This window comes from Rhizobium sp. NZLR11 (assembly GCF_019685115.1).
Classification (GTDB): Bacteria; Pseudomonadota; Alphaproteobacteria; order Rhizobiales; family Rhizobiaceae; genus Rhizobium.
Genome location: NZ_JABDWD010000001.1, coordinates 527,408 through 554,337 on the forward strand (window position 1 = coordinate 527,408; position 26,930 = coordinate 554,337).

24 protein-coding genes are annotated in these 26,930 nt (G+C 61.5%); 9 read left to right on the forward strand and 15 right to left on the reverse strand.

All coding sequences use genetic code 11. The features are described from left to right. Positions 1-366: 366 nt before the first annotated feature. The 11 genes from fliF to HJB83_RS02520 all read right to left on the reverse strand — a co-directional run bounded on the left by fliF (position 367) and on the right by HJB83_RS02520 (position 10,712). Positions 367-2,058, reverse strand: coding sequence for a flagellar basal-body MS-ring/collar protein FliF (fliF, locus tag HJB83_RS02470; RefSeq protein ID WP_207582918.1), 1,692 nt, complete (start codon positions 2,056-2,058; stop codon positions 367-369). 211 nt (positions 2,059-2,269) lie between these two features. Continuing rightward, the gene (locus HJB83_RS02475; protein WP_003584234.1) at positions 2,270-2,659 is read right to left on the reverse strand and encodes a hypothetical protein; all 390 of its coding nucleotides are present in this window, start codon (positions 2,657-2,659) and stop codon (positions 2,270-2,272) included. A gap of 16 nt (positions 2,660-2,675) precedes the next feature. Beyond that, positions 2,676-3,230 (reverse strand): chemoreceptor glutamine deamidase CheD, encoded by a 555-nt coding sequence (gene cheD / locus HJB83_RS02480; RefSeq protein WP_207582917.1) that lies wholly within the window; start codon positions 3,228-3,230, stop codon positions 2,676-2,678. After that, the gene (locus tag HJB83_RS02485; protein WP_003556488.1) at positions 3,227-3,616 is read right to left on the reverse strand and encodes a response regulator; all 390 of its coding nucleotides are present in this window, start codon (positions 3,614-3,616) and stop codon (positions 3,227-3,229) included. Before HJB83_RS02485 ends, cheD begins: the two co-directional genes overlap by 4 nt. Before the next feature lies 1 nt (position 3,617). Then, a complete protein-coding gene (gene cheB / locus HJB83_RS02490) occupies positions 3,618-4,661 on the reverse strand; it encodes a protein-glutamate O-methylesterase CheB (RefSeq protein WP_164006523.1) in 1,044 nt (347 codons plus the stop codon). Continuing rightward, positions 4,658-5,566: a protein-glutamate O-methyltransferase CheR gene (gene cheR / locus HJB83_RS02495; protein ID WP_207582916.1), complete on the reverse strand. Its 909-nt coding sequence runs from the start codon at positions 5,564-5,566 to the stop codon at positions 4,658-4,660. The genes cheB and cheR overlap by 4 nt, the downstream gene beginning before the upstream one ends. Beyond that, on the reverse strand, positions 5,563-6,030 hold the full coding sequence (locus HJB83_RS02500) for a chemotaxis protein CheW (protein WP_207582915.1): 468 nt from the start codon (positions 6,028-6,030) through the stop codon (positions 5,563-5,565). The genes cheR and HJB83_RS02500 overlap by 4 nt, the downstream gene beginning before the upstream one ends. Positions 6,031-6,034: 4 nt before the next feature. Then, the gene (locus HJB83_RS02505) at positions 6,035-8,344 is read right to left on the reverse strand and encodes a chemotaxis protein CheA (protein WP_221131268.1); all 2,310 of its coding nucleotides are present in this window, start codon (positions 8,342-8,344) and stop codon (positions 6,035-6,037) included. Between the two features lie 17 nt (positions 8,345-8,361). Beyond that, complete coding sequence (gene cheY1, locus HJB83_RS02510; RefSeq protein WP_017958972.1) at positions 8,362-8,727, reverse strand: chemotaxis response regulator CheY1; 366 nt, start codon at positions 8,725-8,727, stop codon at positions 8,362-8,364. Beyond that, positions 8,724-9,020, reverse strand: coding sequence for an STAS domain-containing protein (locus HJB83_RS02515; RefSeq protein WP_207582913.1), 297 nt, complete (start codon positions 9,018-9,020; stop codon positions 8,724-8,726). Before HJB83_RS02515 ends, cheY1 begins: the two co-directional genes overlap by 4 nt. Before the next feature lie 63 nt (positions 9,021-9,083). Beyond that, on the reverse strand, positions 9,084-10,712 hold the full coding sequence (locus tag HJB83_RS02520; protein ID WP_207582912.1) for a globin-coupled sensor protein: 1,629 nt from the start codon (positions 10,710-10,712) through the stop codon (positions 9,084-9,086). Positions 10,713-11,337: 625 nt separating this feature from the next. Here HJB83_RS02520 and HJB83_RS02525 point away from each other — a divergent pair. Beyond that, on the forward strand, positions 11,338-12,759 hold the full coding sequence (locus HJB83_RS02525; RefSeq protein WP_221131269.1) for a glycosyltransferase family 39 protein: 1,422 nt from the start codon (positions 11,338-11,340) through the stop codon (positions 12,757-12,759). Positions 12,760-12,783: 24 nt separating this feature from the next. On the opposite strand, the gene HJB83_RS02530 is transcribed toward HJB83_RS02525, so the two are convergent. Further along, positions 12,784-13,038, reverse strand: a complete 255-nt coding sequence (locus tag HJB83_RS02530; protein ID WP_221131270.1) for a helix-turn-helix transcriptional regulator — start codon at positions 13,036-13,038, stop codon at positions 12,784-12,786. 79 nt (positions 13,039-13,117) lie between these two features. Here HJB83_RS02530 and ybaL point away from each other — a divergent pair, with 79 nt between their 5' ends. The 4 genes from ybaL to HJB83_RS02550 all read left to right on the forward strand — a co-directional run bounded on the left by ybaL (position 13,118) and on the right by HJB83_RS02550 (position 18,896). Beyond that, complete coding sequence (gene ybaL / locus HJB83_RS02535) at positions 13,118-14,935, forward strand: YbaL family putative K(+) efflux transporter (protein WP_221131271.1); 1,818 nt, start codon at positions 13,118-13,120, stop codon at positions 14,933-14,935. A gap of 52 nt (positions 14,936-14,987) precedes the next feature. Next, positions 14,988-15,368 (forward strand): hypothetical protein, encoded by a 381-nt coding sequence (locus tag HJB83_RS02540; protein WP_207582908.1) that lies wholly within the window; start codon positions 14,988-14,990, stop codon positions 15,366-15,368. 84 nt (positions 15,369-15,452) lie between these two features. Continuing rightward, the gene (gene secD / locus HJB83_RS02545) at positions 15,453-17,999 is read left to right on the forward strand and encodes a protein translocase subunit SecD (protein WP_207582907.1); all 2,547 of its coding nucleotides are present in this window, start codon (positions 15,453-15,455) and stop codon (positions 17,997-17,999) included. Positions 18,000-18,179: 180 nt separating this feature from the next. Further along, entirely contained in the window at positions 18,180-18,896 is a 717-nt protein-coding gene (locus HJB83_RS02550) for an ATP-binding protein (protein ID WP_207582906.1), read from the forward strand. Between the two features lie 3 nt (positions 18,897-18,899). Here the strand turns inward: HJB83_RS02550 and HJB83_RS02555 are convergent, their stop codons facing one another. From HJB83_RS02555 to HJB83_RS02565, 3 genes are all read right to left on the reverse strand, one after another. Further along, a complete protein-coding gene (locus tag HJB83_RS02555; protein WP_207582905.1) occupies positions 18,900-19,337 on the reverse strand; it encodes a response regulator in 438 nt (145 codons plus the stop codon). 27 nt (positions 19,338-19,364) lie between these two features. Further along, entirely contained in the window at positions 19,365-20,069 is a 705-nt protein-coding gene (locus tag HJB83_RS02560; RefSeq protein ID WP_207582904.1) for a LuxR C-terminal-related transcriptional regulator, read from the reverse strand. 479 nt (positions 20,070-20,548) lie between these two features. Next, positions 20,549-20,926 carry a response regulator gene (locus tag HJB83_RS02565; RefSeq protein ID WP_221116097.1) on the reverse strand — a complete coding sequence of 126 codons (378 nt, stop codon included), beginning with the start codon at positions 20,924-20,926 and terminating at the stop codon, positions 20,549-20,551. A gap of 194 nt (positions 20,927-21,120) precedes the next feature. Between HJB83_RS02565 and HJB83_RS02570 the strand changes: the two genes are divergently transcribed. Genes HJB83_RS02570 through HJB83_RS02585 form a run of 4 tightly spaced genes read left to right on the forward strand, consistent with a single transcriptional unit; the run spans position 21,121 to position 26,915 of the window. Beyond that, a complete protein-coding gene (locus tag HJB83_RS02570) occupies positions 21,121-23,262 on the forward strand; it encodes a PAS domain-containing sensor histidine kinase (RefSeq protein ID WP_207582902.1) in 2,142 nt (713 codons plus the stop codon). Then, positions 23,249-23,674: a response regulator gene (locus HJB83_RS02575; RefSeq protein WP_007633372.1), complete on the forward strand. Its 426-nt coding sequence runs from the start codon at positions 23,249-23,251 to the stop codon at positions 23,672-23,674. Before HJB83_RS02570 ends, HJB83_RS02575 begins: the two co-directional genes overlap by 14 nt. Before the next feature lie 4 nt (positions 23,675-23,678). Further along, positions 23,679-25,274, forward strand: coding sequence for a response regulator (locus tag HJB83_RS02580; RefSeq protein ID WP_221131272.1), 1,596 nt, complete (start codon positions 23,679-23,681; stop codon positions 25,272-25,274). Positions 25,275-25,295: 21 nt separating this feature from the next. Beyond that, positions 25,296-26,915 (forward strand): VOC family protein, encoded by a 1,620-nt coding sequence (locus tag HJB83_RS02585; RefSeq protein ID WP_221116099.1) that lies wholly within the window; start codon positions 25,296-25,298, stop codon positions 26,913-26,915. The last annotated feature ends 15 nt before the right edge of the window (positions 26,916-26,930 follow it).

A 26,930-nucleotide genomic window follows, 5' to 3' on the forward strand; every position in this document is an offset into this window, starting at 1 on the left:
AGCCAGCCGATGCAAATCACCATCTCCGACTTCTAGGGATTTACTTTCGCTGTCGCCCATGCGCTGATTCGATGATCAATTCCACCCCTCAAGATATAGGGGAGGCTAAGGTGATTCTGGGGGTATCGCAACTTCATTCGCGTTTTACGCGAGTTCGCCTTATTAAATTTCTCGACAGCGACACTTTTCGGCATCATGCGCTGGTGCGGTCGGATCTGTTCCTGGTCTTCATGCCGAATGCCCGACATTTACCGTCACTGCTTCCAGAGCGGTTCGTCATTTGTTTGCGGGAACTGACAACGATCCCGTTACAGGAAATCAAGCGTGGTACCGACATGAAAAAGGCCGGTTGCCCGGCCTTTTTTCTTACGCTGCCTCGTCGATCGCCCATTTCCGGAGGATTTTCGCGGCGCGTTCCTCGTTGATCTCGACCATGCGGGAGAGCTTGCGCTCCGGGCCTTCCTTGACGCGACGATTGAAGTTTCCGTCGTCGTCGCCGAGGCTGAGCAGATCCTCGGTACTGTCGAAGCCGAAGTCGGAGCCGAAGCCGTCCATGAGGGCTCCTCCGGGCGCGCCTGCGGAAGGCGCGAAGTCCGGAAGCTCGAGGCCGGCCGCCTCCGGCGTGGCGTCGCCGAGGACCGACGAGCTGCCATTGCCGCTGACGCTGCGCACTAGAGGCCGCAGGCCCATCCAGACCACCACGAAGGCGACCGCGACGAAGGCGAGAGAGTTGATAATGCCGGCGAGGTTGCGGCTCAGCATATCCATGACGCGCACACCACCGGTGGCGTCTTCGAGCAGCTGGTTCTCGAGGAAATCCATCGCCGTAACGGTGACGACGTCGCCACGCTTGGCGTCGATGCCGGACGCCGAAGCGACGATCTTCTGCATTTCGGCAAGATAGGCATCGATCTTGGCCTGGTCGGCGGGCTCGCCGACCATCTTGGCGATGCGGCCCTTGTTGACCACCACCGCAATCGACAGCTTCTCGACCTTGTAGCTGTTGCGGGTCGTCGCCGTCGTCCGGCTGTTGATTTCGTAGTTGGTCTGCTCTTCGCGCTTGTCGGACTTGTCCTGCGATTCGGGCCCGGCGGAGCCGCCGGCCTCGGGAGCCGCCTGCGGAATATTCTGCTCGACCGTCGTCGCGCTGTCCGACTGTTTCTGCTGCGACTGCTGGGCTTCCTTGGTCGAGCGGACCGAGCGTTCGACCTTGGACTCGGGATCGTAGGTCGTTTCCTGGATCTGCTGGGCGTCCGTGTTGAGATCGGCGGTCACGCTGGAACGGAAGTTGTCCATGCCGAGGAAGGGTGCCAGCGCCTTGTCGATGTTGGATTCGACTTCCTGCTGGACGTTCTGGACGATGGTGAGCGAGCGGTTCAGCGAGCTGTTGCTCGCTTCGTCGCCGGAAGCGAGCAGTTGACCGGCGGAATCGAGGATCGTCACGTCATCGACGTCAAGCCCCGGCACGGCCGAGGCGACGAGGTGGCGGATCGAGGTCGCGGCACTGCGCCCGGTGGTGGCGCTGGCACGAATCATGACGGAGGCGGTCGGCTTCTGCTCCGCCTTTCGGAAGTTTCCAACCTCCGGCATGACGATATGCACGCGCGCGGCGGTGATCCCGGAGATCGACTGGATGGTGCGGGCGATTTCGCCTTCCAGCGCTCGAACCCGCGTCACCTCCTGCATGAAGGAGGTCAGGCCGAGGGAGCCGACATTGTCGAAGAGTTCGTAACCGGCATTGGCGCTGTTCGGCAGGCCGCGCTCGGCAAGCAACAGCCGGGCTTTGCCCGTCATCCCTGCGGGGACGCTGATACTGGTGCCGTCCGTACCGACCTGGAAATCGACGTTGGCTTCGGCAAGCGCCATGCTGATCTGGTTGAGATCCGGCGCATCCAGACCGACATACAGCGTTTCCTGTGCCGGCTTGTTGACGAAAAGAGCGGCCGCAAGGACGATTGCGATAGAGACGGCGCCGACGCCTCCGAGAATCATCAGGCGTGTTCGGCCAAGGGAACTGAAGTTCTTAAAGATCTGAACTAATTGATTTAACAGATTCATTCTGTTCTCGCACGATTCGTCAAAGACAAAGCAGGCTTATTGCCTCATCTGACGAATAATCGGCGAAACTTGTGCGAGCGTTTCGTGAAGCGCCGGCGGGAGCAAAAAAGGCCGAATGAATGCGCCCCAAAACTTCGCAGCGGTTTTGGGAAACGACATGCATAAATCAAGACTTGGAGCGCCGCATGAATCCGGCTTGAAGCGATGCGCCTTAGAAGAAGTCGAAGTCGCCGGCTGCCTTGCTCAATGGCTGGGAATGGCCGTGGCGTGTGGCGCCGCCCAATGCCTTCTGCATTTCTGCCAGCTTGACGAGGCTGAGCGCGGTGGCGACGTCGACTGCCCAGCCGTGCGGGATTTCGCCGGTGATGGTGTCGATGAACTCGGCAAGGCCACGCGATTTCTGCACGGCGAGGTCGATGCCCTGCATGACCTTCATGGCATCCGGTGAATTCAGAATTTCGGCGCCGCCGAGATCGAGAAGCTGCGGCTCGATGCGCTCGATGAGATAGGCGACATCGTGCAGTTCGGAAACGATGCGCATCAGGATGTCGCTCAACGCCTCGACAGGCGCAGGCGGCTCCATCACCGGGTTAAATGTCATATGAAAATCCTCGACATCAAAAAAATTCGATACTGGTTTCGACGGGCTTCGGCGGAGCGGCAGGGCGCTGCTCGAGAGCGACGGTTCTCTGCGTTTCGGCGCCGGTCAGGGGGTATTGCCGGGCACGACCGGAGACGGGCCAAAATTCAAGCTTGCGTCCGTGGTCTCCGCCTGTGGAGGAACCGACCACCGGAATGCCTTCATCCTTCAGGAACTGCATGGCGAAGGCCGCGTTCTGCTCACCGACATTGGAGAATGTCGAGATCGTCTTGGCGCCGCCGAAGATCTTGGCCTCCAGCCTGTCGCGCCGGGCGCCCTGTTTCAGGAGACCGTTGATCAGCAGTTCCATCAGATGCACGCCGTAACGGGTGGCATCGCCGCCTGAGGTCGGCGACGTCGCCGAACCGGGCAGCAAGAAGTGGTTCATGCCGCCGATGCCGGCGATAGGGTCTCGGAGGCACGCAGCCACGCAGGAACCGAGAATGGTCGAGAGGACCGCATTCGGATCGTTCAGAACCTTGTACTCGCCCTGAATGATGTGCACGCGGCGGGCTGCCCCCTCAGTGATCATTTCAGGGCTCCAAACACAGCTTCGATGGCCGCTTTCATCTTCTCGATCGTGAACGGCTTGGCGAGCACGTTGTTGGCCCCGAGCTGGGCTGCCTTCTGCACCAGTGCTCGGTCGCCCTGGGCGGTGAGGATGATGAAGGCTGCCTTCTTGGTGTTCGGATTGGTGCGCACGGCCTGAAGGAAGCCGATGCCATCCATCTTCGGCATGTTGAAGTCCGAGATCACCAGGTGGTGCGGCTGCTCGGCCATGATTTTCATGCCCTGCTCGCCGTCGCCTGCGGACGTGATCTGCTTGAAACCGAGCTGGGTCAGCGCGTCACTGAGCAGCAACCGGCTCGTTACCTGATCGTCGACGATCAGAACTTTGATTTTCTCCGCGATCGACATTTTATTCGGTCCCTTCCTTTCGGGCGGCTGTCATTTTCAATATTTCTTCCCCGATGGCAGACAGGGGCAACTGCTGCTCAACGGCGCCAAGTTCATGGGCAACCCTTGGCATTCCGTAAACGACACAGGTTTTTTCGTTCTGGCCAAGTGTTCTGGCGCCGGCGTGACGCATTTTCAACAATCCGGCGGCACCATCGCGGCCCATTCCGGTCAAAATCACGCCGACGGCGTTGCGGCCCGCCAACTCCGCAACCGAATCGAACAGCACGTCGACCGATGGCCGGTGACCGTTGACCGGCGCGCGGTCAACGAGACGGCAGCACGGCGCCGAGGCACTGCTGACCTGGAGATGGCGCTCGCCGCCGGGCGCCAGATAGATCTTGCCGATTTCGAGCCGGGCACCGTCGGTTGCTTCCTGCACCACCGGCGCACAGAGGCGGTTCAGGCGTTCGGCGAAGCTCTTGGTAAAGGTCGGCGGCATATGCTGGGTGATGACCGTCGGCGGGCAATTGGCCGGAAACTTCTGCAGCACGGCGATCAGCGCCTCGACGCCGCCGGTCGACGAGCCGATCGCGACGATCTTGCGGCCGACGCGGAAATCGGCGACGGAGGGCGGGGGTGCTGCGGGGGCAACCGGATGGGAGAACTGGCGCTGCGTGCGCGCGGCAGCCTTGACCTTCTCGGCGAGGTCGCCGAAGGGCCGGAGTTCGCCCGGCCCCGGCTTGCCGACGCAGTCGAACGCACCGATCTCAAGTGCCGCAAGCGTCGCCTCGGCGCCGCGGTGGGTCATTGTCGAGACCATGATGACAGGCATCGGACGCAGCGTCATGATCTTTTCGAGGAAATCGAGACCGTTCATGTTCGGCATCTCGATGTCGAGCGTCACCACGTCGGGGTTCAGCCGCTTGATCGCCTCGCGCGCTTCCAGCGCGTCGCCGGCCTGGCCGATGACGTTGACCTCGGGGTCCGAACTCAAGACGGCGGTGATCAGACCCCGCATCGTCGGGGAGTCGTCAACAACGAGAACCCTTGCCGGCGCGCTCATGCCTTCCTCCCGAGACCTTTGGCCGTATAGCGATAGGTCGTGATGCCGATATTGTCGAAGACGTGTTTTGCCTCGCCCGACACACGCTCGGAATGGCCGATATAGAGATGCCCGCCCTCCGGCAGCAGGCCGGCGAAACGCTGCCAGATCTTCATCTGCGTCGGCTCGTCGAAATAGATGACGACGTTGCGGCAGAAGATGACGTCGAACTTGCCCTTGAACGGCCATTGCGCCATCAGGTTCAGCTCGTTGTAGGTGATCAGCCGCTTGACCCGGTCGTCGACCTGGAACTTCCTGCGGCCCTGGATCTCGACTTCGCTGAACCATTGCTTGCGCATGGCGGGCGAAACGGTTTCGAGCGCGCTTTCGTCATAGGCGCCGGCCCGGGCGATCGCCAGGATCTTCGGGTCGATGTCGGTTGCCAGGATCTTGAAGTCGTAATCGGCGACATTCGGCATCAGCGAGAGCACCGTGAGCGCGATCGAATAGGGTTCCTGCCCGTCGGAGGAAGCGGCCGACCAGATGCGCACCCTGCCGCCCGATCTCGCCCTTTGCAGAAGTTCCGGCAGGACATGGTCGCGCAGGTGGTCGAAATGATGGTTTTCGCGGAAGAAGCGGGTAAAATTGGTCGTCAGATGCGAGAGCATCTCGCGGCGCGGCGCAGCTCCCGCCGGCGAAGCGACGAGGTCGCAATATTCCCGGAAGCCGGACAGACCGAGATTACGGATATGTTTCGACAGGCGCGAATAGACGAGCGACGCCTTCGTCTCGTTGAGGAAGATGCCGGCATCCGAATAGATCATCGCGGCAATCTCCGTGAGGTCGCGGCGTGTCAGCGGATATTCACCGCTCGCCAGCACCTCGTCGGATCCCTGCCTCTGATCTTTTGCGCCCATTGCGTTCATGCGGCTTCGCTTTCGGTCTCGGGAAAGAGGGATTCGAGTTCGATCAGGCAGATCATGCGCTTGTCGATGGCAAGAATGCCGCGGGCAAATTGACGCTCGAGCTCGGAGGAGATCTCGGGCGTCGGCTGGACGGTCTCGTCGGTCACCGTCAGGATATCGGAGACGGCATCGACCAGCAGGCCGACGACCTTGCGCCGGACCTGGGCGACGATGATGACATGACGGGCAGTCGGATCGGCCGGCTTCATGCCAAGCCGGGCAGCAAGGTCGATGATCGGCAGCACCGCGCCGCGCAGGTTGATGACACCGAGCATATAGGCAGGCGAGTGCGGCATCGCGGTCGCCGGGGTCCAGCCCCGGATCTCACGAACCGACATGATGTTCACGCAAAATTCCTGATCCCCGATGCGGAACGCGATCAGCTCGCGATCCCCCTCGTTCAGATTTTTTACGGCGTACGACATTGCCTTACCCTACCGCTGCTAACGACATTTCCGCTTTGAGCGACTGGCCGCGCGAGGCGCCGACGACCGCGTCGACATCGAGGATGAGAGCGACGCGCCCGTCACCGAGAATGGTCGCGGCGGCAATGCCCGGCACATGGGTATAGTTCGCTTCCAGGCTCTTGATGACCACCTGGCGCTGACCCTGGATGGCGTCGACCATCAGGGCGCGCTGGCCGCCGCCTTCGGATTCCACCAGAAGCGCCACGCCCTCGACCGGGTTGGCCTGGGTGGCGCGGAAGTTCAGGATGCGACCGACATCGACCAGTGGGCAGAAGCTGTTGCGGATCGAGATCAGCCGGTGGTTTGCACCGAAGGAGTGGATCGCGGCCGCTTCCGGCTGCAGGGTTTCGACGATCGCAGTCAGCGGCACCACCAAGGTCTGGCCGGCGACGGTGACCACCATGCCGTCGAGGACGGCGAGCGTCAACGGCAGGCTCATGGTGAAGACCGAGCCGTGGCCCGGCTTGGAGGTGATGTTGATACGGCCGCCGAGCGCCTGGATCGAACGCTTGACGACGTCCATGCCGACGCCACGGCCGGAGATGTCCGAGATCTTGTCGGCCGTCGAGAAGCCCGGCAGGAAGATCAGGTTGTCGATTTCTTCGTCCGACAGGTTGGAATCGGCCGGGATGAGGTCGTTGTCGATCGCCTTCTGGCGGACCTTCTCGCGGTTGATGCCGGCGCCGTCATCGGCAAGCTCGATCAGGATGCGTCCTGAACGATGCTTGGCGGTCAGGCGGACCGTGCCTTCGGTGTTCTTGCCGGCGGCTGCACGCTTTTCAGGCGTTTCGATGCCGTGGTCGACGGCATTGCGGATCATGTGGGTCAGCGGCTCGGCAAGCTTGTCGATGACCGTCTTGTCGACTTCGGTATTTTCACCTTCGGTGATGAGGCGGATCGATTTGCCGGTCATGTCGGCGATTTCGCGGACGATACGCGACATGCGCTGGAACACCGGCTTCACCGGCTGGGCGCGAATCGCCATGACCGAGTCCTGGATCTCGCGGGTGAGCTGCTGCAACTCCTCGAGACCCATGTTGATCGAGGAGGTACCGGTCGTGTCGTTCTCGATGACGCTCTGCGACAGCATCGCCTGGTTGATGACCAGTTCGCCGACGAGGTTGATGAGGCGGTCGACACGGTCGAGATCGACGCGGATCGTCTGGCCGGCGCCGGCGGCGGCGTTGTTCTGGGCGGCAGCACTTGCAGCGGCTGCTGCGGCGGCGGCCGATTCCTTCTTCTCGACACGGGCGGCGGCTGAAGCCATCTGCGTGATGTTGGAGGCGGTCTCGGCGGCGGCAACGGCGGCGGCCGTCTCCTCGGCCCTTGCGTTGGCGGCGGAAACTTCTTCCGTTGCGCCGCTCTCATCCAGGATCGACAGATCGAAGGGAACCGGCACCATCGGCAGTTCGTCGTTGCTGGTCGCGTCGGCCCTTGCTTCCTCGACCGGCTTCACCGTCAGTTCGCAATCCCACTCAGCAAATTCGAAGACGGTACGAATGGCGTCCTCGCCCTTGTCCGTCTTGATCGTGACGTTCCAGAAGAAATAAGCGCCTTCCGGATCGAGTTCCTCCAGGCCCGGCAGGTCGTCGGTATTGCAATAGATGGTCATTTCGCCGAGGCGCGAGAGGTCGCGCAGCAGCAACGTTGCATCATTGCCCTTGGAATAGAGTTCGTAGCGCGGCTTGAAGATGACTTCATAGGCCGGCATGCCGGAGTCCGCACCGCCCTCGCCGCCAAAATCGTCGAAGGAAAAGGGGACCGGCTGGAAGCCGCTGTCGTCGGTGGGCTTGACTGTCGGCGCCGCAGCGGCCGGAACGGCCTTGGCCACGGGCTTTGCTGCGCCCTTCGGGGCCGGCGCCTCGGCCAATGCCGAGGGAGATGGCAACTCACCGTTGGCCAGCGCCTCGAGCTCCTTGACCAGGCTTCGGCTGCGGCTTTCATCGACGCTGCCGCCGTCACGCGCAGCATTCGTCAGGTCGGCGAGCACGTCGGCCGACTTCAGCATCACCTTCAGGACGTCCTGGGTCGGCTCGAGCTTGTTGGATCGAACGCAATCGAGAGTGGTCTCGAAAACATGGGCGAAGGCGACCAGATCATCAAGGCCGAAGGCGCCGGCGCCACCCTTGATCGAATGCACGGCACGAAACACCGCATTGACGGTTTCCGGATCGCGATCGCCATCATTCAATTTCAGAAGACCGGATTCCAGCTCGGCGAGCTGTTCCTCGCACTCCTGGAAAAAGATCTCTTTGATTTCGTTCATATCCATCGGTGCAAATCCTGGGTTTAAGCGGTTACACGCTCAATGGCATCGATCAGTTTGGCCGGATCGAAAGGCTTGACGATCCAGCCCGTGGCACCGGCCTGGCGGGCGCGGTTCTTCTTTTCCGCGTCGCTTTCGGTGGTCAGGACCAGGATCGGGATCGCCCGATATTTTTCGTTGCGGCGGACACCTTCGATGAAGCCGAAACCATCGAGGCGCGGCATGTTGATGTCGGTCACGATGACGTCAGGATTGGACTCTTCGAGAATCTCGAGACCCTCGATGCCGTCTTCCGCCTGAATCGTCTCGAAGCCGGCATTGTTCAGCGTCACGAGAAGCATGTTTCGGATGGTGCGGGAATCATCCACGGTAAGAACTTTTTTCTTCATTGCCGAATCTCCTTGGCAAGCAGGTGATCAATATTGACGCCCGCCAGCTGCATGGTTTTCTGAAATGCGTCGGACACCTTGGAGAAGGTGAATGGCTGCTTGTCCTGCACCCAGGTCTTCTCGGCGGACATCAGAACCTGGGCACAAAGAGCACCGATCCGTTCGACGCCGGAAGCGTCTATTGACAGGCCGCTACCCCTGAGGGAGAGAAGTTTGTCGCGCAAGGCGGAAGCCTCGTTGAGGTCGAGCACCGCTGTCAAATCCAGCGTCTTGCCACTCTTCTTTGCTGCCATCAGCTTTTCCTTGTCCCCTTGTCCCCGGCCCGAGAAGACGAGCTGAGGCAATCATCCGATAGGTTAGTAAACATTCCGCCCACCTCCGACGCTTGCGAACGGCCGCGGAAGGCTAAAATCATCATTTTCGTATTCGTCTTCGGCCACAGCCGGACGGGCGGCGGCTTCGATGGCGCGCGGCGACGTCACACGAACCGGCGCCGGGCGTCCGGCATTGGCGTTTTCCCGGGCGATGCGGAATTCGCGAATCGTCTGACCGAGTTCGAGAATGACGGTATGAAGGTGGTCGGCGCCTTCGGCGGAACGCTCCGCAAGGCCGGCGCTGTCCGCCACCTCGCTACCCAGGCCCTTGATGTCTGAAGTCACGATGTCGAGGCTTGCGGCATGTTCGCCGGTTCGGGTGGCGATGCCCGCGATGGCGGCATTGATGTCGGTGACCTGACGCACGATGCTGCCGATCGAATCCTGTGTGCGGCCGACCATCTGCACGCCTGCGTCGACCTGGGCCTTGGTCGTCGTCACCAGCGTCTTGATCTCGCGGGCGGCTTCGGCCGAGCGCTGGGCCAGCGCGCGGACCTCCTGGGCGACGACGGCAAAACCGCGGCCGGAATCGCCGGCGCGAGCGGCCTCGATGCCGGCGTTCAGCGCCAGAAGATTGGTCTGAAAGGCGATCTCGTCGATCGCGCCGATGATCTGGCCGATCTTTTCGGCTGACTGCTCGATGTCGGCCATGGCGCTGATCGCGCGGCCGACGACCTCGCCGCTTTGTTCGACGGCGGCGCGCGTCGAGGCGGCGGCCTGTTCGGCAGTGCGGCTGTCGGCAGCACCGTCGCGGACACTGCCGGCGATACCGGCAAGGGCAGCGGCAGAAAGCTGCAGCCGGTCGGCCTGGTCCGAAGCCGTGCCGGCGAACTGCCTGGACAGGCCGGCAAGCGAGCCTGTCGCCGCTTCGGCCTTGAGCGTGCGCTCGGTGATGGCGGTGAACTCGGCCTGGAGGCCATCCAATGCGCCGTTCAGCGCGGCGGCGATCGCGGCATGGGCTCCATCGACCGGCGCGCGCCGCGTCAAGTCGCGTGCCGACAGGCCTTCGATGACATCGCCGAAGATCCTGACGATCTCGGCCTCGTTATCGGCGCGCTGATCGGCAAGCGCGCGCTGTTCAGCGGCGCGCTGCGCGTTGAAGCGGAGCGAGACGGCGATTTCCACATCGACCATGACGATGCGGATGATCGCTGTCATCAGATCGGAGATTTCGCGGGTGCGACGCTTGGCGGACGGCAGCAACGATCGGCCGGCGATCTGCTCGGCGAGACCGGAAACAACATGCTCCAGCACGACGCCATGGCCAGCCACGTGCCAGCGCGGATCGAGGCCGATCTTGCTTTCGGTATCGGAGAGAACCTTGACGCGCTCGGCATAGAGACTGTCGAACCGCGCATCGGTCAGCACATCCCAGTGCGAGGACTGCAGATCATGCAGGCGCTCGACTTGGCGCTCGCTCTCGAAATTACGCGCGGCGTCGGGGAATGACTGGAACCTGTGGAAGAGATCTCTGAGACCTGCCTTCAAATGCGCTTCGAGGGCCGGTCGATTGCGGCGCACCAGCTCGCACTGGTCGGCATCGAGACCGACAAAGCGCAGGCGGTCGCGCAAGCTGCCTGCCTGCGCTCCACGAGCCTGATCTGATGGCATATCCTGCCTCAACGCCTGTCCCCGACCACATTCCGAGCGAAAGCCCGGCCAAAAACTTTTGCAGCATCCGTCGAAACGCAGGTCTGGAGACGGTCCTCACCAACCGGTTACAACCGGCGGATCGAAGCCCCTTGATCAGCTATGTTTCGGAGCTGTCTGAAGAGATGGATACCGGATCAACCCGGTACGGCGGGACGGCGTCATGCCTGGTGGGAACGAGTGAATCTTCCCATTCCGACGTGTAAACCAATGTTTATGGTTAATTCCTTGCTTGAAGGTTAATAAGCCTTTGGCAGCACCGGCTTTTGAAGCAATTCAAGGCCGTTCACAGCAAATACTGCTGCGGAGTTGCACGGCTGCTACAAGGCACACGCAAGCTCCGTGATATACGCCGGTCGATAACCAAGACATGACGTCGACAAGGACAGAGCAATGATTGTTCTCGGATTGGGTTCCTGCTTGATTGCAATGACGCTGCTCGCCGCCGTCGCCCGCCTCGATTTTCTCGCCGCAAGCCGCGATATCCGCGCGCTTCGGGTGTTCTAAAACCCATCCATCCCCGTTGGCAGTCCGGCACCTTTGGTGTATCGCACTGGCGCCTTTCATGTCAGCGGAACACTCGCTTATGTCCCCCAGATCTGGTCTCCTCATCGTTCTTGGCTTCACGCTCTGGCGCGTCGTTACGCTGCATTTCGATCAGACGGACCTGTTCGTCGACGAGGCGCAGTACTGGTTCTGGGCGCAGAATCTCGATCTCGGCTATTATTCCAAACCGCCGATGATCGCTTGGGTGATCCGGGCGATGACCGAGCTTTCCGGCTCCACCGCCATCTACTGGATCCGGCTCTCCGGACCACTGATCCACATGGCGGCGGCACTGGTTCTGATGAAGGTTGCAAAGCGTTTCGTCGGCCCGGAGATCGAAGGGTGGACAGGCGCCACCTACATTACCCTCCCGGGCGTCGCACTTTCCTCGGTATTCTTCTCGACCGACGTGATCCTGCTGTTCTTCATCGCGATCAGCTTGTTTGCCTATTTCGGCTTGACGCAGCGTCGCTCGGTGGGGCTCGCGCTCGTCATGGGCCTCGGCGTCGGCCTCGCCTTCATGACGAAATACGCCGTGCTGTTCGTCGTTCCGGGCGGCGCGCTTGCTCTCCTCTTCATTCCGGCGGCGCGCATCGCCATCCGGGATTTCATCATTGCGGTCGCGATCGCGACGGTGGTTGCCTTGCCGAACCTTTGGTGGAACCTGCAGCACAATAATACGACGGTGCGGCATACGCAGGACATCGCCCACTGGAGCGAACTCGGCATCAATCTCCGTCGCGGGTTTGAATTCTTCTCCGCCCAATTCGGCGTCGTCGGGCCGATCATCTTCTTTGCGATGCTCTGGGCAGTCTATCGCATGATCAAGGGCAGGAGCGACGATCGGGAAAAGATGCTGGTCTGGCTGTCGATGCCGGTGGTGGTGCTGATCACGCTACAGGCAACGGTCGCCAAGGCCTATGCGAACTGGGCGGTGACCGCCTATATCGCCGGGACCATCCTTGCCGTCTGGCTGCTTTATCGGATGTGGCCGAGGGGCCTGAGACTGTCGCTCACCATCAACGGCATCGCCAGCCTGCTGTTTCCGCTGGCGACGGTCTTTCCGCAGCAGTTGCTGCTGCCGAACGGCGACGAACTGATGAAGCGCTATCTCGGCCGCGCCGAGGTCAGCCGCGAGGCCGCCGCACTCGCGGCTCAGGCCGGCACCGACATCATCGTCACCGACAATCGCGACATGGTCGCCGATCTTTTCTATACGCTGCGCGATGCATCCTACCGGATCTATGCGCGGGCGCCGGCCGGCCTTCCGGAGAGCTATTACGAACAGGAATTCGCTCTACCTGCCGACATCACCGGCAAAGTGCTTTTCCTGACGGATGGGTCCCTGACCTGCGCCGCGGAGACGCCCGAGGTTCTGAAGAACTGGCAGCCGACGGAGGGCTATTACAGGGGTAAGTCGCTCTCCGTCTACAGGGTCTCCGCCACCTGCCTGGCGCCCTGAGTCGATCGATTCCGATTTGAGGAATTATGCCGTGGACAGGCAGAGGCCGGTACCCGCCCCATCGATCTCGACGAATTGGACCCCGCCTTCCTCGAAGGCGAGGCGCAGCTGCGCCTCCGTCGCGCGGTGGATGTCGTGGAGGCGACCCTCATAATCGCGGATGGTGCTGCGCGAGACGGCGGCCCTGTCGGCAAGATCGGTCTGGGTCCAATCGAGCAATCCGCGCGCCGCGCGGCAGAGTGCGGGAGTGAGAATTGTTTCCCTTGCGCCTTGACCCATAATTTCAACTTACCCATATTGGTCGATATAGACCATATATGTCATATTACGAACGGGATTTCCAGATCGGGAGACAGCAATGCCACACGATACGCCCTTGATTTCGACAATCGTCGGCGGCCTCGTGCTGGCTTTCGTCTTCGGCGCGCTTGCCCATCGGCTGCGGATGCCGCCGCTCGTCGGTTATCTCATAGCCGGCGTGCTGGTCGGACCACACACGCCGGGTTATGTGGCGGATCAGAGCCTGGCGCCGGAACTTGCCGAAATCGGCGTCATCCTGCTGATGTTCGGCGTCGGCCTGCACTTTTCGCTGAAAGACCTGCTGTCGGTGCGCGGCATCGCCGTGCCAGGCGCGATCGCGCAGATCGCCTTCGCGACGCTGCTCGGCTGGGGGCTCGGCGCCTTCATGGGCTGGCCGACCGGCGGCAGCCTGGTCTTTGGCCTGGCGCTTTCGGTCGCTTCAACCGTGGTGCTGTTGAAAGCGCTGCAGGAGCGGCGCCTGGTCGAAACGGAGCGCGGCAGGATCGCCGTCGGCTGGCTGATCGTCGAGGATCTCGCCATGGTGCTGGCGCTGGTGCTCATCCCGGCCGCAGCCAGCATCGGCGGTGACGGTCACGCGCCTGTCGAGCCGCTCTCGGCCGGGCTGAACCGCCTGTTGGGCCTCGATCTCGGCATCGGCGGCATGATCGCCATGACGCTGGTGAAGGTGGCGCTGTTCGTGGCGCTGATGCTGGTCTTCGGCCGCAAGCTCATTCCATGGACGATGCACCGCATCGCCCATACCGGGTCGCGCGAGCTGTTCCGGCTCGGCGTACTGGCGATTGCGCTCGGCGTCGCTTTCGGAGCGGCAAAGCTCTTCGGCGTGTCGCTGGCGCTCGGCGCCTTCTTTGCCGGCATGGTGCTTGCAGAAAGCGAACTCAGCCATCGCGCCGCACAGGAAAGCCTGCCGCTGCGCGACGCCTTTGCCGTACTCTTCTTCGTCTCGGTCGGCATGCTGTTCGATCCGAACATCCTGATCGACAAGCCGCTGCCGATCCTCGCCACCATCTTCATCATCGTCATCGGCAAATCCGTCGCCGCCCTGCTGATCATGCTCGCCTTCAAGAAGCCACTTAGCACGGCGCTGACGATTTCGGCCAGCCTCGGCCAGATCGGCGAATTCTCCTTCATCCTCGCCGCCCTCGGCGTCGAACTCGGGCTGCTGCCGGAGGAAGGCCGCGATCTGATCCTTGCCGGCGCCATCATCTCGATCATCCTCAATCCGCTGCTGTTCTTCCTCTGCGACCGCGTGCGGCCGCTGCTGGACGGGGCAAAGCGGGAAGAGGTGGTGGCGGCCCCTCTCGCGGCAGCTGCGATCGCCGCCCAGGAGGAGGTTTTGCCCGAAGACGACGAGGTGCACCCGACCGCTCTCAGCGGCCACGCCATTCTCGTCGGCTACGGGCGGGTTGGCAGCATCGTCGGGCAGAATCTCAAATCGTCAGCCACACCTTTCCTCGTCATCGAGGATTCCGACAAGCGCATCGGCGAGCTGAAAGCTCAGGGTATCGAAACCCTGATGGGCAATGCGGTGATGCGGGAAACGCTCGACCTCGCCAACCTTTCCGCCGCCCGCAGCCTTGCCATCGCCATCCCGAACGCCTTCGAGGCCTGCCGCATCGCCGAGCAGGCGCGCAGCGTCAATCCGTCGATCCTCATCGTCGCCCGCGCCCATTCCGACGCCGAGGTCGATGAATTGAAGCACTATGGCGCCGACACCGTCATCATGGGCGAGCGTGAAATCGCGCTGGGTATGGTTGACCGGCTCGCCCAAGTGCATCATGAGAGTGTGCCCTATGAAGACGAGCGTGGGCCTGATACAATTATCCCGGCGGATGACGCTCCGCCGCAAAGAGAATGAGATTGGCGCGCTTTTGAGCCGATACGGGAGTGACATCGCCGGGACGGAGAAGATGGAGCTGGACCAGCACCGTCTGACCAACCGTGTCGCCGCTTCTCTCCTCGTCGCCATCCTTGCCTATCTCGGCCTGCTTTTCGGCGGCAATCTGGTCATCTCGCCGGCCGCTGCCGTCAATACGCTTTCCTCCTCCGGCCGTGATCCGCAACCGCCGCAGCTGACTGCGCGCGATGCCGTGCGCGGGTTGCTCGCCACCGAGCGCAAGCTTGCGCCGAAGCAGGCAGCTCATGATGCCGGATCGCCCGCCCTTGTCGCTGCCCCGGTTGTCGATTTCGCCGGATGGAACATATCGGCCGCTTTTCCGGCATCCGAAGCTCTGCTTCATGCCGTGGTCTCCAGGACCCATCAGCCGCGCGCACCGCCGGCTGCTGCCTGACGTTTGCGCCGAGGCGCTTCCGACATCTGACGACATGCCGCCAGCGCCCGAGCGCCGGCCCCCCGATTATCTAAGGAATACAACATGCGTACTTCACCATGGCTGGTGTTCACCTATACCGTGATCATCTTTCTCGGCCTATTGATCGCCCTGCCGAACGTCCTGCCGCAATCCGTCCTTCAGCGCGTGCCAGCATGGCTGCCGCATGAACAGGTGTCACTCGGCCTCGACCTTCGCGGCGGCTCGCATCTCGTTCTGGAAGTCGACGAAGCGGACCTGACCAAGGAGCGGCTGCAATCGCTGCTTCAGGACGCACGCCGCGTGCTGCGCGAAAAGGGCATCCAGCCGAAGGCCGTCGTCCGCAGCCAGAACCAGATCGTCGTGACGCTCGCCGATGCCGCGCAGAGCGATGCCGCCGTCACCGACCTCAAGACGCTCGCCAATCCGATCAGCACCGGCATCAGCGCCGGCCAGACGGATCTTGATGTCACCGCGAACGGCGCCACGATCACCATCGGCTTCTCGCCGGCCGGCATCTCGACCAATGTCGATAATGCCGTCCAGCAGAGCCTTGAAGTCATCCGTCAGCGCGTCGACCAGGTCGGCGTCTCCGAGCCGACCATCCAGCGCGTCGGCGCCAACCGCGTGCTCGTCCAGCTACCGGGCGCCCAGGATCCGTCGCGCCTGCGAGAGCTTCTCGGCTCCACCGCCAAGATGTCGTTCCACATGCTGGCGCCGAACAACGAGGCGGGACCTGGCGTGACCATGCTGAAGGACGAGGAAGGCAGGTCCTATCCGGTCCTCGACCGCGTCGAAATCTCCGGCGACCGGCTTTCGGACGCCCGCGTCAGCTTCGATCCGAACACGCATGAGCCGGTCGTCAGCTTCCGCTTCGACAGCGCCGGCGCCACCCGCTTTGCCGAAATCACCCGTCAGAACGTCGGCAATCCGTTCGCCATCGTCCTCGACGACAAGGTGCTAAGCGCGCCTGTTATCCGCGAGCCGATCACCGGCGGTTCCGGCCAGATCTCTGGCAGCTTCTCGGCCGACAGCGCAACGACGCTTGCCGCCATGCTGCGCGCCGGCGCCCTGCCCGCCAAGCTGACGGTCATCGAGGAACGCACCGTCGGCGCCGACCTCGGCGCCGACGCCATCAAGATGGGTATTTATTCCGGCCTCGTCGGCTTTGCGCTCGTCGCACTGTTCATCTTCGTTCTCTATGGCACTTGGGGCGTTCTGGCGAATATCGCGCTCCTGATCCACACGATCCTGACCTTCTCGGCCCTGACGCTGGTGGGTGCGACGCTGACGCTGCCAGGCATTGCCGGTGTCGTGCTCGGCATCGGTCTTGCGGTCGACGCCAACGTTCTGATCAATGAGCGCATCCGAGAGGAAACACGCAAGGGCAAGAGTGCCTTCGCCGCCATCGATACCGGCTTCCGCCGTGCCTATTCGACCATCATCGACGGCAACATGACGGCCCTGATCGCTGCGGCCATCCTGTTTTATTTCGGCTCCGGGCCGGTTCGCGGCTTCGCCGTGACCATGGCGCTCGGCCTGATCATCTCGATGTTCACCTCGGTCGCCTTCGTGCGCGTCGCGATGATCGAGATCACCCGCCGCAGCAAGCTCAAGGTGCTGAACATCCGGCCGCTGATCCCGTTCAGCCCCTATGACAAGCACATTCAGTTCATGAAGGCGCGCTTCTTCGGGGTCACCGTTTCGGCGCTGCTTTCGATCGCTTCGGTCCTGCTGTTCATCCATCCGGGTCTGAACTACGGCGTCGATTTCCGCGGCGGCATCCAGATGTCCGTCAAGACCAGCGGCCCGGCCGATCTCGGCACATTTCGCGATGGCCTGAACACTCTCGGGCTCGGCGAAATCACATTGCAGTCCTTCGGCGACAAAAACAGCATTCTTGTGCGTGCCCAACGGCAGGAAGGCGGCGAAGAGGCGCAGACGGCAGCGGTGACCAAACTGAAGGCCGAAGTCGCCAAGATTGATCCGGGCGCCACCGTCGAAGGCACAGACGTCATCGGTCCGAAGGTCAGCGGCGAGCTTGCCTGGGCCGGCATCCTGTCGGTGGTGATCGCCAGCTTCGCGATGCTCATCTACATCTGGGTGCGGTTCGAATGGCCGTTTGCCGTCGGCGCCATCGTCACGCTGGTGCTCGACGTCACCAAGGCGATCGGCTTCTTCGCGATCACCGGCCTCGACTTCAACCTGACAGCCATCGCCGCCATCCTGACGCTCGTCGGATACTCAGTGAACGACAAGGTTGTCGTCTACGACCGCATGCGCGAAAACATGCGGCTCTATAAGTCGATGCCGTTGCGCGAGATCATCGACAAGTCGATCAACGAGACCCTGGCGCGAAGCCTCTACACCAATGCGACGGCCTTCCTCGCGCTGGTGCCGATGGCGATCTGGGGCGGCAGCGCCGTCTCAAGCTTCGCGATCCCGATGGTCTTCGGCATTCTCGTGGCCGGCGCCTCTTCGATCTTCATCGCGGCACCGATCCTGCTCTTCCTCGGCGACTGGCGCCGCCGCCATGCGAAGGCACCGGCAACCGACGGCGCAGTCGAAATCATCCCGCCGGAACAGGGTCGCCCGCGCAAGTCAGCGAGCTAAAATCCGCGTGTAAACGCATCTTGAAGAGGGCGCCGGTTGCAGAACCGGCGCCCTCTTTCTATTGTCGACCAAAGCGCGATGGCGAAAAATGTGAGCGTTTTCGGCATCATGCTCAACTTCAATAAGTTAGATCCGGATTCCGGTTTCGGAATTCTCCGCCAAAAGATCGGGGAAGCGCCAATGTCATCCAACCCGACGAGACCGCAGGAAACCAACGTTGCCGGCGATAGCGAGGAGCGCATCAAGCGTTTTCTCGCAACCGCCTCGCACGACCTGCAATCGCCGCTCCGTCATATCGCCATGTATGCCGAGCTGCTGCTCGACGATCTCGAGGAGACGCTGGACGGCGAACAGCTTCAGAGCCTCAGGATGATCATGGAAAAGGCGCAAGTCGCGCAGCGCCTCACCAAGGCATTGATGAGCCTTGCCGGCGGAACACCTCAGGTGACGCCTGAAGAGGTCGATCTGCAGGCGCTGGCCGAAAATGTCTGGGGCGAACTGACCGACGAGACGGCGACCCACGACGCGACGCTTGAGAGCCAAGGCCTGCCCTCCATCCGCACCGACCCTGCCCTGCTCGGCCTGGCGCTGAGGCATCTGCTGACCAATGCCCTCATCTATCGCAGCGAAGCGCCCCCGCATGTGGGCATTGCGGCGGAGCGAGAGGGGACCGATTGGTTGATCCGGATTTCCGACAATGGGATGGGCATCGATCCGGCTTATCGGGAGCGGATATTCGAGCCGTTCTGGAAATTGCCCAAGGAGGGAGCGGTCCAGGGCGCCGGTCTCGGATTGACGACGGCGCGGGAATTTCTAACAGCGCTTGGCGGCGATATCAGCCTTGAACATTCGGATGCAAGCGGCAGCCGCTTCGTCATCCGCCTTCCCATCGCTTGATCGTTAGATACTGTAGTCGTCCTTCCAAAAATCCGGGACGTCGTAGGTCACATATTCGCGGATGATGTGCTGCAGTGTCTGGGCATCGATTTCATCCTTGCCGATGCGGAAATCGACGCCGTAATTCGGGAATTCCTGGAAATAGCCGCCCGATATATCGGTCGAGACGACGCCGATCGGGCCGGTGTAACCGATGCCGCGCAATTCCGGTACCGTTTCGCGGAAATCGGCGTTCGGCAGGAGGCGGTTGTCGAGCAGGATCAGATCGAAACGCTCCAAGCGGATCTTTTCCAGGGCGTCACCGATCGATGGCGAATATTCAACCTCGACGGCCGGCTCGGAGAGATCGGCGATCTTCTTCTTGAGCGCACGGAATTCGATGAATTCGTCGTCGACAAAGAGAACTTTTACGGCGTTCCTTCGGCCCGTTTCGGTGATCATCTCATTTCCCCAATCCCGAAACCACCGTCACGAAACCAAACCATTCCTCAAGGCGATCGCCACCATGTGAACGCGGTTGACAGCGTCAAGTTTGCGTGCGGCCGCGGTGATGTGCGAATTGACCGTGTGTTCGGAAAGACCGAGAATGATGGCGATCTCAGCCGACGTCTTGCCTTCGCTCGTCCATTTGACAATTTCCTGCTCGCGCTGGGTCAGCCGTCCGGACATTTCCTGCGTCAAGATTTCCTCATAAAGCTTGTCGAAAATGCGCATGGCGTCGAGAAGCATGTCGGCGACTTCGCTCTGATCCGGCTCCTGGCGCTCGCCGCTGAGCACGAGGCAATAGCGCCGCCCTTCCGGCGTAAACAGCGGGATGAACAAAAAGACGCCACTCCGGAACTCGTTGAAAACGAGATCGGAGCGATAGTCTTCCGGCTGTGCGCTTCTGCCATGAACCGGGGTTGCCAGAAACTGGGCGGACTTTGCCCGGACGGTCCCCAGCGCTTCCTTCAACGTCGTGATGAAAAGGCCGACACGCCGCTCGGCGACATTGGTGATGACGACATCGCGTTCAGCGAAAGGGGCCGAAGCCTCGGAGATGCGGGCCAGCGCGAAATGATCGAAGTTGTAGTGCTGCGCCGCCGACTTCAGCAGCCGGAAAAAATCGGTGCGATTGATCGCCCGGCTCAGTTCCGGTCCGGCGTGAAAGGGAATTGCCGGGGCATTATTCATTCCCACTCTTCCTCTCCTCCCGCCAATACCTCCAATCCCGAAATCTTGGGATATACGTCTTTAACGCGAAGAGCTACAAAAATTGCGAGACGGTTGATGACGAATATCGAAAACGGGGGCTTTCGATATCTAAGGCGGAAATCATCAATTATCTCAACGACAAGTGATGCACGGGCAGATTTTACTGAGGGCAGTAGTTCTTACCTGGGTATCGTATTCTTCCTGCATTCAACATCCATGAATGCGAGAAGGCAGTGCCAGACGTAAGCGCGAGAGAGCCGACAGGCCCATTCAGCTAAGGGGTTGGCTGATGTTCGTGGCGGCGAACGCGGGTTGATCGGTTCTCTCAACGCTTATTTTGCGTACCATTTCCTTCGCGTCGGTTGCATCTTGTGATGCGTCCTCGACCTTGTCAATTGCGGTTCGTCATATGGCTTGGACAAAGAATGGAGTATGGGTTACCGGGCGCTCGCCGTTTCCTACATCTCAAGATTGAGAAGAATCCTGGCGAGGTCAAGCGGCTTTTCCAGATAGGCATCGGCGCCGGCCTTAAGTGAGCGCGCACGATCCTCGGCAGCATCCGAGCCGCTGCAGACGGCAAGCCGCATCGCTTTGAAACGATCGTCCCGACGCAGCGTGCTCACCAAGGCAATGCCGCTGTCGAGCGGCATGTAGAGATCGGCGACCAGCAGCTCCGGCAGGGCCCAGCCTTCCGCCGCACGCTGTTCCAGCGCCGCCAGCGCCGTCTCGGCGGTCGAAAAACAGAATAGATCAACCTCTATCTGCTGCTTCCTGCGGATATAGTCGAGATAGAAGAGATCATCCCTGCTGTCATCGACGTAAATTATGGTAGGCATTCAGCACCATGATTTGGATATTGTTCGAATGAACTTCGCTGTCCTTCAACGTCACGATATCGCGGTTTCACGAAAATTCGATCCATCTTATCGAAAAATCATTTCGCAAAAAGCGCAGCACCGCCCTCCCCTGCCTATTGAGTATTCCTCGATTTCGGAAAAAATGGCCGCGCGAACCGAGGAGGACACGACGAGTGCAGGATAAGTCCAACGTGGACCTGCAGGACCAACGGAGGCGGTGGCGCTACCGTGGCTTCGCGATTGCGGTTGGCGGCCTGATGGTCCTGCTCGGAATGAGCGCCGTTGCCGGTTGGCTGCTGCAGATCACGGTGATCATTTCGCTCGTTCCCGGCTTTCCATCGATGGCCTTCAACACCGCGCTCTGCTTCGTGCTTTCCGGCGTGGGACTTGCCGCCTCGACGCTGGCTGTCCGTCGTTTTCGGATCGCGGCAACGATCATGGCAGGGTTTGCGGCGGCAATCGCCGCGGCCCGGCTCGTCGAAATCGCGACGCTCGGCCGGACCTTCCACAATGTCGACCTGCTGATCGCCCGCTTCGTCATCCCGCCCGATTTCATAGCGCAGATCGGCGGCGGCATGGGGCCGAACACGGCGTTGGTCTTCCTGATCGCCAATCTTTCGCTGCTGCTCTCTCTCCACGCGGTGAGGAAAAGCCAGGTGGTGCAGGAACTGACGAGCTACGTCGTCATCACCCTCGGCATGATCGCCCTGGCCAGCTATATCACCGATGCCGAACAGGGTTACCGCTGGGGGCCTTACGCGGCGATGGCGGTGCATACGGCGGTCGGCATCGTGATCTTCGGCTCGGGGCTTCTCGCCCGTTCCTGGTGGTTGCTGCCGGCAAACCGAGCGCAGATCCCGCTCTGGATCCCAGCTGCGGTTTGCTTCACCGGCCTTCTCGTCGATCTTTATACGCCGCTCGGTGTTGCGAACGGCATTCTCTATGTGCCGCTGGTGCTGACGGCGCTCTGGTTCGGTAACCGGAACGCGCCGCTTTTCTTCGCCTTTGCCTGCACCGTGCTGCTGATGCTCGGCTTTTTCGCCGTCAAGCACGACGAGGCAGCATTCTGGCAGGAGATCGCCAACCGCACGATCACGGCCGCGACGCTGTGGCTGATCGCGATCCTCATCTTTTATTTCATGCGCAACAATCACAACCTCGAAACCGAGCGGGTCCGTTTCGGCGCGCTGGTTCGCGGCACGCCCGATGCCGTCATCGTCATCGACGAGAGTGGAGCGATCAGGAGCTTCAACCCGGCGGCTGAAAGCATGTTTGGTTACTCCCCGCAGGAGACGATCGGCCGGAATATCAAGATGCTGATGCCCGAACCCTACCATTCCGAGCATGACGGCTATCTCGCCCATTACCGGCGGACCGGCGAGGAGCGTATCATCGGCAAGACGCGCATGGTCTCTGGACGGCGCAACAGCGGCATCGTCTTTCCGATCGACGTTTCCATCAGCGCCGTCGCCACCGGCGATACGAAGATCTTCGTCGGCATCGTGCGTGACATCAGCGAGCGCTCCCGGCAGGAAGAGCGGATGAAAACGACACTTGCCCAGCTCGAGGCCTATACGGCCGAACTCGAGCGCAGCAACCACGACCTCGACGAATTCGCCTATATTGCCTCGCATGATCTCAAGGAACCGCTGCGCGGCCTGCACAACCACTCGCGTTTTCTCCTCGAAGACTATGAGGACAAGCTCGACGACGATGGCGTGCGCCGACTGAACCGGCTGGTGCGCCTCAGCCAGCGCATGGAAAAACTCGTCAACGACCTGCTTTATTTCTCCCGGCTCGGACGGCAGCAGCTGGCGGTCAAACGCACCGATATCGGTCTGATCGTCAAGGATGTCGTTGCGACGATGGAACTCCTGCTGGAGGAGCGGCATGCCAAGGTCATTATCGACGGCCAGTTGCCTGATGTGGTCTGCGACGCGCCGCGGTTGACCGAGGTGTTCCGCAATCTCATCACCAATGCGATCAAATACAATGACAAGTCGGCACCGCTCGTTTCGATCGGCTATCTCGATCGGTTCGTAGGCGAGGACGGTACCGTTGCCCGCAACGTTTTTTTCGTCAGGGATAACGGCAAGGGCATACCCCAGGAATTCCATGAGGACATTTTTCGCATTTTCAAACGGCTGGAAAAGTCGCAGGATTCCGACGACGGAACCGGAGCAGGCCTCACCTTCGTCCGCAAGATCATCGCGCGGCACAACGGCGATATCTGGCTGGAATCCGAGGTCGGCGCCGGCACGACATTCTATTTTACTCTGGGAAAAAAGCGCGAGGGGCAGAATGCAGCAGCGTGACACGCAACCCATCCTGATCGTCGAGGACAGCGAAGACGATTTCGAAGCGACGATGCGCGCCTTCAAACGCACCAACCTGCGCAACTCGATCCGCTGGGCGGCCTCCGGCCAGGAAGCGCTCGACATGCTCGGCGCGATGGTGCCGAAACCGGGGCTGATCCTGCTTGATCTCAACATGCCGGGGCTTGACGGCCGCAAGACGCTGGAGGCGATCAAGTCGAACGCCGGCTGGCGCAAGATCCCGGTGGTGATCCTCACCACCTCCGACGACGAACGCGATATCGAAGGTTGCTATGCGCTCGGCGCCAATACCTATGTGCAGAAGCCGGTCGATCTCGACGGGCTCTTCGGGGCGATCCAGCGGCTGAAGGAATACTGGTTCGAAATCGCCATCCTGCCGCTTGAGGACTGACAGATTGGCGGAAAACTGCAGCATTCTCATCATCGACGACAATATCGACGATCGCGAGGCGTATCGCCGCATATTGGGCCGCGTCTCCAGTACCGCCTATTCCGTCCTGGAAGCGGAAACGGGTGAGGAGGGCCTTGCGCTGAACGGCCGGAAACGGCCGAACTGCATCCTGCTCGACTATTCGCTGCCGGGGCGCAATGGGCTCGGCGTTCTTGCCGATATCCTGGAGAACGATCCCGCCGCCAACGTCATCATGCTGACCGGCCAGGGCAACGAAACCGTTGCCGTCGAGGTGATGAAGAGCGGCGCGCGCGACTATCTGACGAAGGATTCGCTGTCGCCGGAAACACTGCATCGCTGCATCCAGAACGCCATCATGCACGGCATGCTGGAAGCACGGCTGGAGCAGAAGCGGCAATCGCTCGAGATCTTCACGCGCGCCATGGCCCATGATCTGAAGGAGCCGCTCCGGACGATCAAATCCTTCAGCCGCATCCTGCACGGTTCTGCAGCGCTTCCGGCTGAAGACCGGGAACTGCTCGATTACGTGCTCAGCGCCGCCGACCATATGGAAGATCTGATCGTCAAGGTGTCGGGTTTCACCAGACTCGAGGCCTCCGGCGGGCCAGTGCTGACGCCGGTCTCACTCTCTGATGTGCTCGATCGGGTGGAGAACAATCTGCGCCAGCAGACCGAAAGCCGCGGCGCCGTCATCATCCGCGGGGCGCTGCCGGAGGTTATGGGCGATGCGACGCTGCTGACCCAGCTGCTGCAGAATCTCGTGTCGAACGCCATCCGCTACTGCGAGCAGAAGGTTCCGGAGGTCACGATCTCGGGCGAAGCGCATGGCGATTTCTGTCGCCTCACCGTGCGTGACAACGGGCCGGGCATCGATCCTCAGCATCGCGAACTGATCTTCCAGCCATTCAAGCGCCTCGTCGGCCGCGGCATCGAGGGCACCGGGCTCGGCCTTGCCATCTGCCGCCGCATCGCACAGCTGCACGGCGGCTCGATCTGGTGCGAGGCGGAAAATGGGCCGGGCGCCACCTTCATTCTCGACGTGCCGCTCTCCGAGACGAGGCCCGCGCCGCCTGCTGTTTCGGCCATCCCGCACAACAGCAAGCCGGCGGAGCAGCCAGGCGAAGGTGCAGGCCGGCTCGCCGAAGTGCTGCTAGTGGAGGACAGCCCGGCCGACATCCAACTTCTGAAGATCAAGCTGATGCGGCGGGAGAAGGTGGATTTCCACCTGCATGTCGCCACCAACGGACGCGAGGCGATGCGGCTGCTCGAAGAACGCGCCGGTAGCGCCGATGTGCCGCAAATCGACCTGATGCTGCTCGACATCAACATGCCGATCATGGATGGCTTCGAGGTGCTGCGTGCGCTTTCCGCCGATATCCGCCTCAACCAGATTCCCGTCTGCATTCTCAGCACGTCAGGCGATGAGAGCGACCGACAGCGGGCCAGAAATCTCGGCGCGCGCGCCTATATGGTCAAGCCGCCGACCCTGCAGCAACTCGAAGAGGCACTCGAAGATGTCGAACATTTGGAGTTGCTGCAGCGCGGCGATTCGCTTGCGCTTTGTGCGGAACAAAACTAAGCGGTGGTCATTGGCAACGGTATGACCTTCGCAGCTCTCATACTCGCGCTCCTGACGACACCGCTTCAATCAGGACTGCTTCCGATGGTATCAGGTATACATCACGTGACGGCCGTCACCCGAAAGGTGCAGGCGAACGTGGACTTTTACGTCGGTTTTCTCGGCATGCGGCTCGTCAAGCAGACGGCCGGCTACGAGGACGCGACACAACTTCATCTCTTCTACGGCGACGCGGCAGGAACGCCGGGTTCGCTCCTCACCTTCCTCGCCTGGGAAGATGGCGCGCCAGGCCGGGCGGGCTTCGGCCAGATCAGTGAAATATCACTGTCGATCGACCCCGCCAGCATCGGCTACTGGCTGACGCGAGCCATGAGTTTCGGCCTGCGCTCGGAAGGGCCGGCCGCTGAATTCGGCGAGCCTGTGCTGCGGCTGAAGGATCCGGACAACATCATCCTCAAGCTCGCGGGCGCAAAGACCCTGGTGTCGCCGGCTGCCTGGGACGGCGCATCGATCCCGGTCGAACATGCCGTCCAGCGCGTGCGCGGGGTAACCATGCTGACCGAGAAGCCTGCCGAAAGCCGCAGCTTTCTCGAAAGCCATTTCGGTTACCGCTTCCAGGCGAGCCGCGGCACGATCGACAGGCTGATTTCGCAATCCGGCGACGTCATCGACGTGCGCGATGCGCGTGGCTTCTGGTCCGGCGCGCCGGGCACCGGCACGGTCGATCACGTCGCCTTCCGCGCCGCGGACGAGGAGACGGTGCTTTCCGTCCGCAAGGCACTCGAGGCGACCGACGCCTCGCCGACCAGCATGCACGACCGCAAGTATTTCCGCTCGCTTTATGCCCGCGAGCCCGGCGGCACGCTGATAGAACTGGCGACCGACAAGCCGGGCATGACCGTTGACGAACAGCAGGCCGCCCTTGGGTCGAAGCTGTTCGCGCCGCCCGAAGCGATCACCAATCTCCACGACCTGAAGGTCATGCTGCCGCAATTTGCCATGCCCGGCCAACCGCGCATCAATTACCGCGAATTGCCATTCGTCCATCGCTTCTATACGCCGCCGGACCCCGACGGCAGCGTCTTCGTGCTGCTGCACGGCTCCGGCGGCAATGAGACGACGCTGATGCCACTGTTGAACAAGGCGGCACCGCGTGCGACGCTGCTTGGCGTGCGCGGCCGCGCGACGGAGGAAGGCTTTCCGCGCTGGTACAAGCGCCTTACCCCCTTCTCCTTCGATCAGAACGACATCAAGACCGAGGCGGAGGCCTTCGCTGCCTTTATCGAGGGTGCCGTCAAATCCTACGGGCTCGATCCTCAGAAAGTCGTCTATGTCGGCTATTCCAATGGCGCCAACCTATTGAATTCGCTGCTCTACCTGCACCCGAACCTGGTTCACAAGGCAGTGCTGCTGCGCTCCATGCCGGTTCTCAGCGACTATCCGCATGCCGATCTCAAAGGCACCGACCTGCTCGTCATCAGCGGCAAGACCGATGCCTACGGCAAATATGCCAGCGAGTTGGAAGCGCGGCTGAAGAGTTCGGGCGCCACCGTCGATTCCGACGTCATTCCCGGCGGCCACGATCTCGGCGATGCCGACGTGCCGATCATCCAGAAATGGCTGCTGCAGGAGAATCGCTGAGCGTCGTTTCCGAAA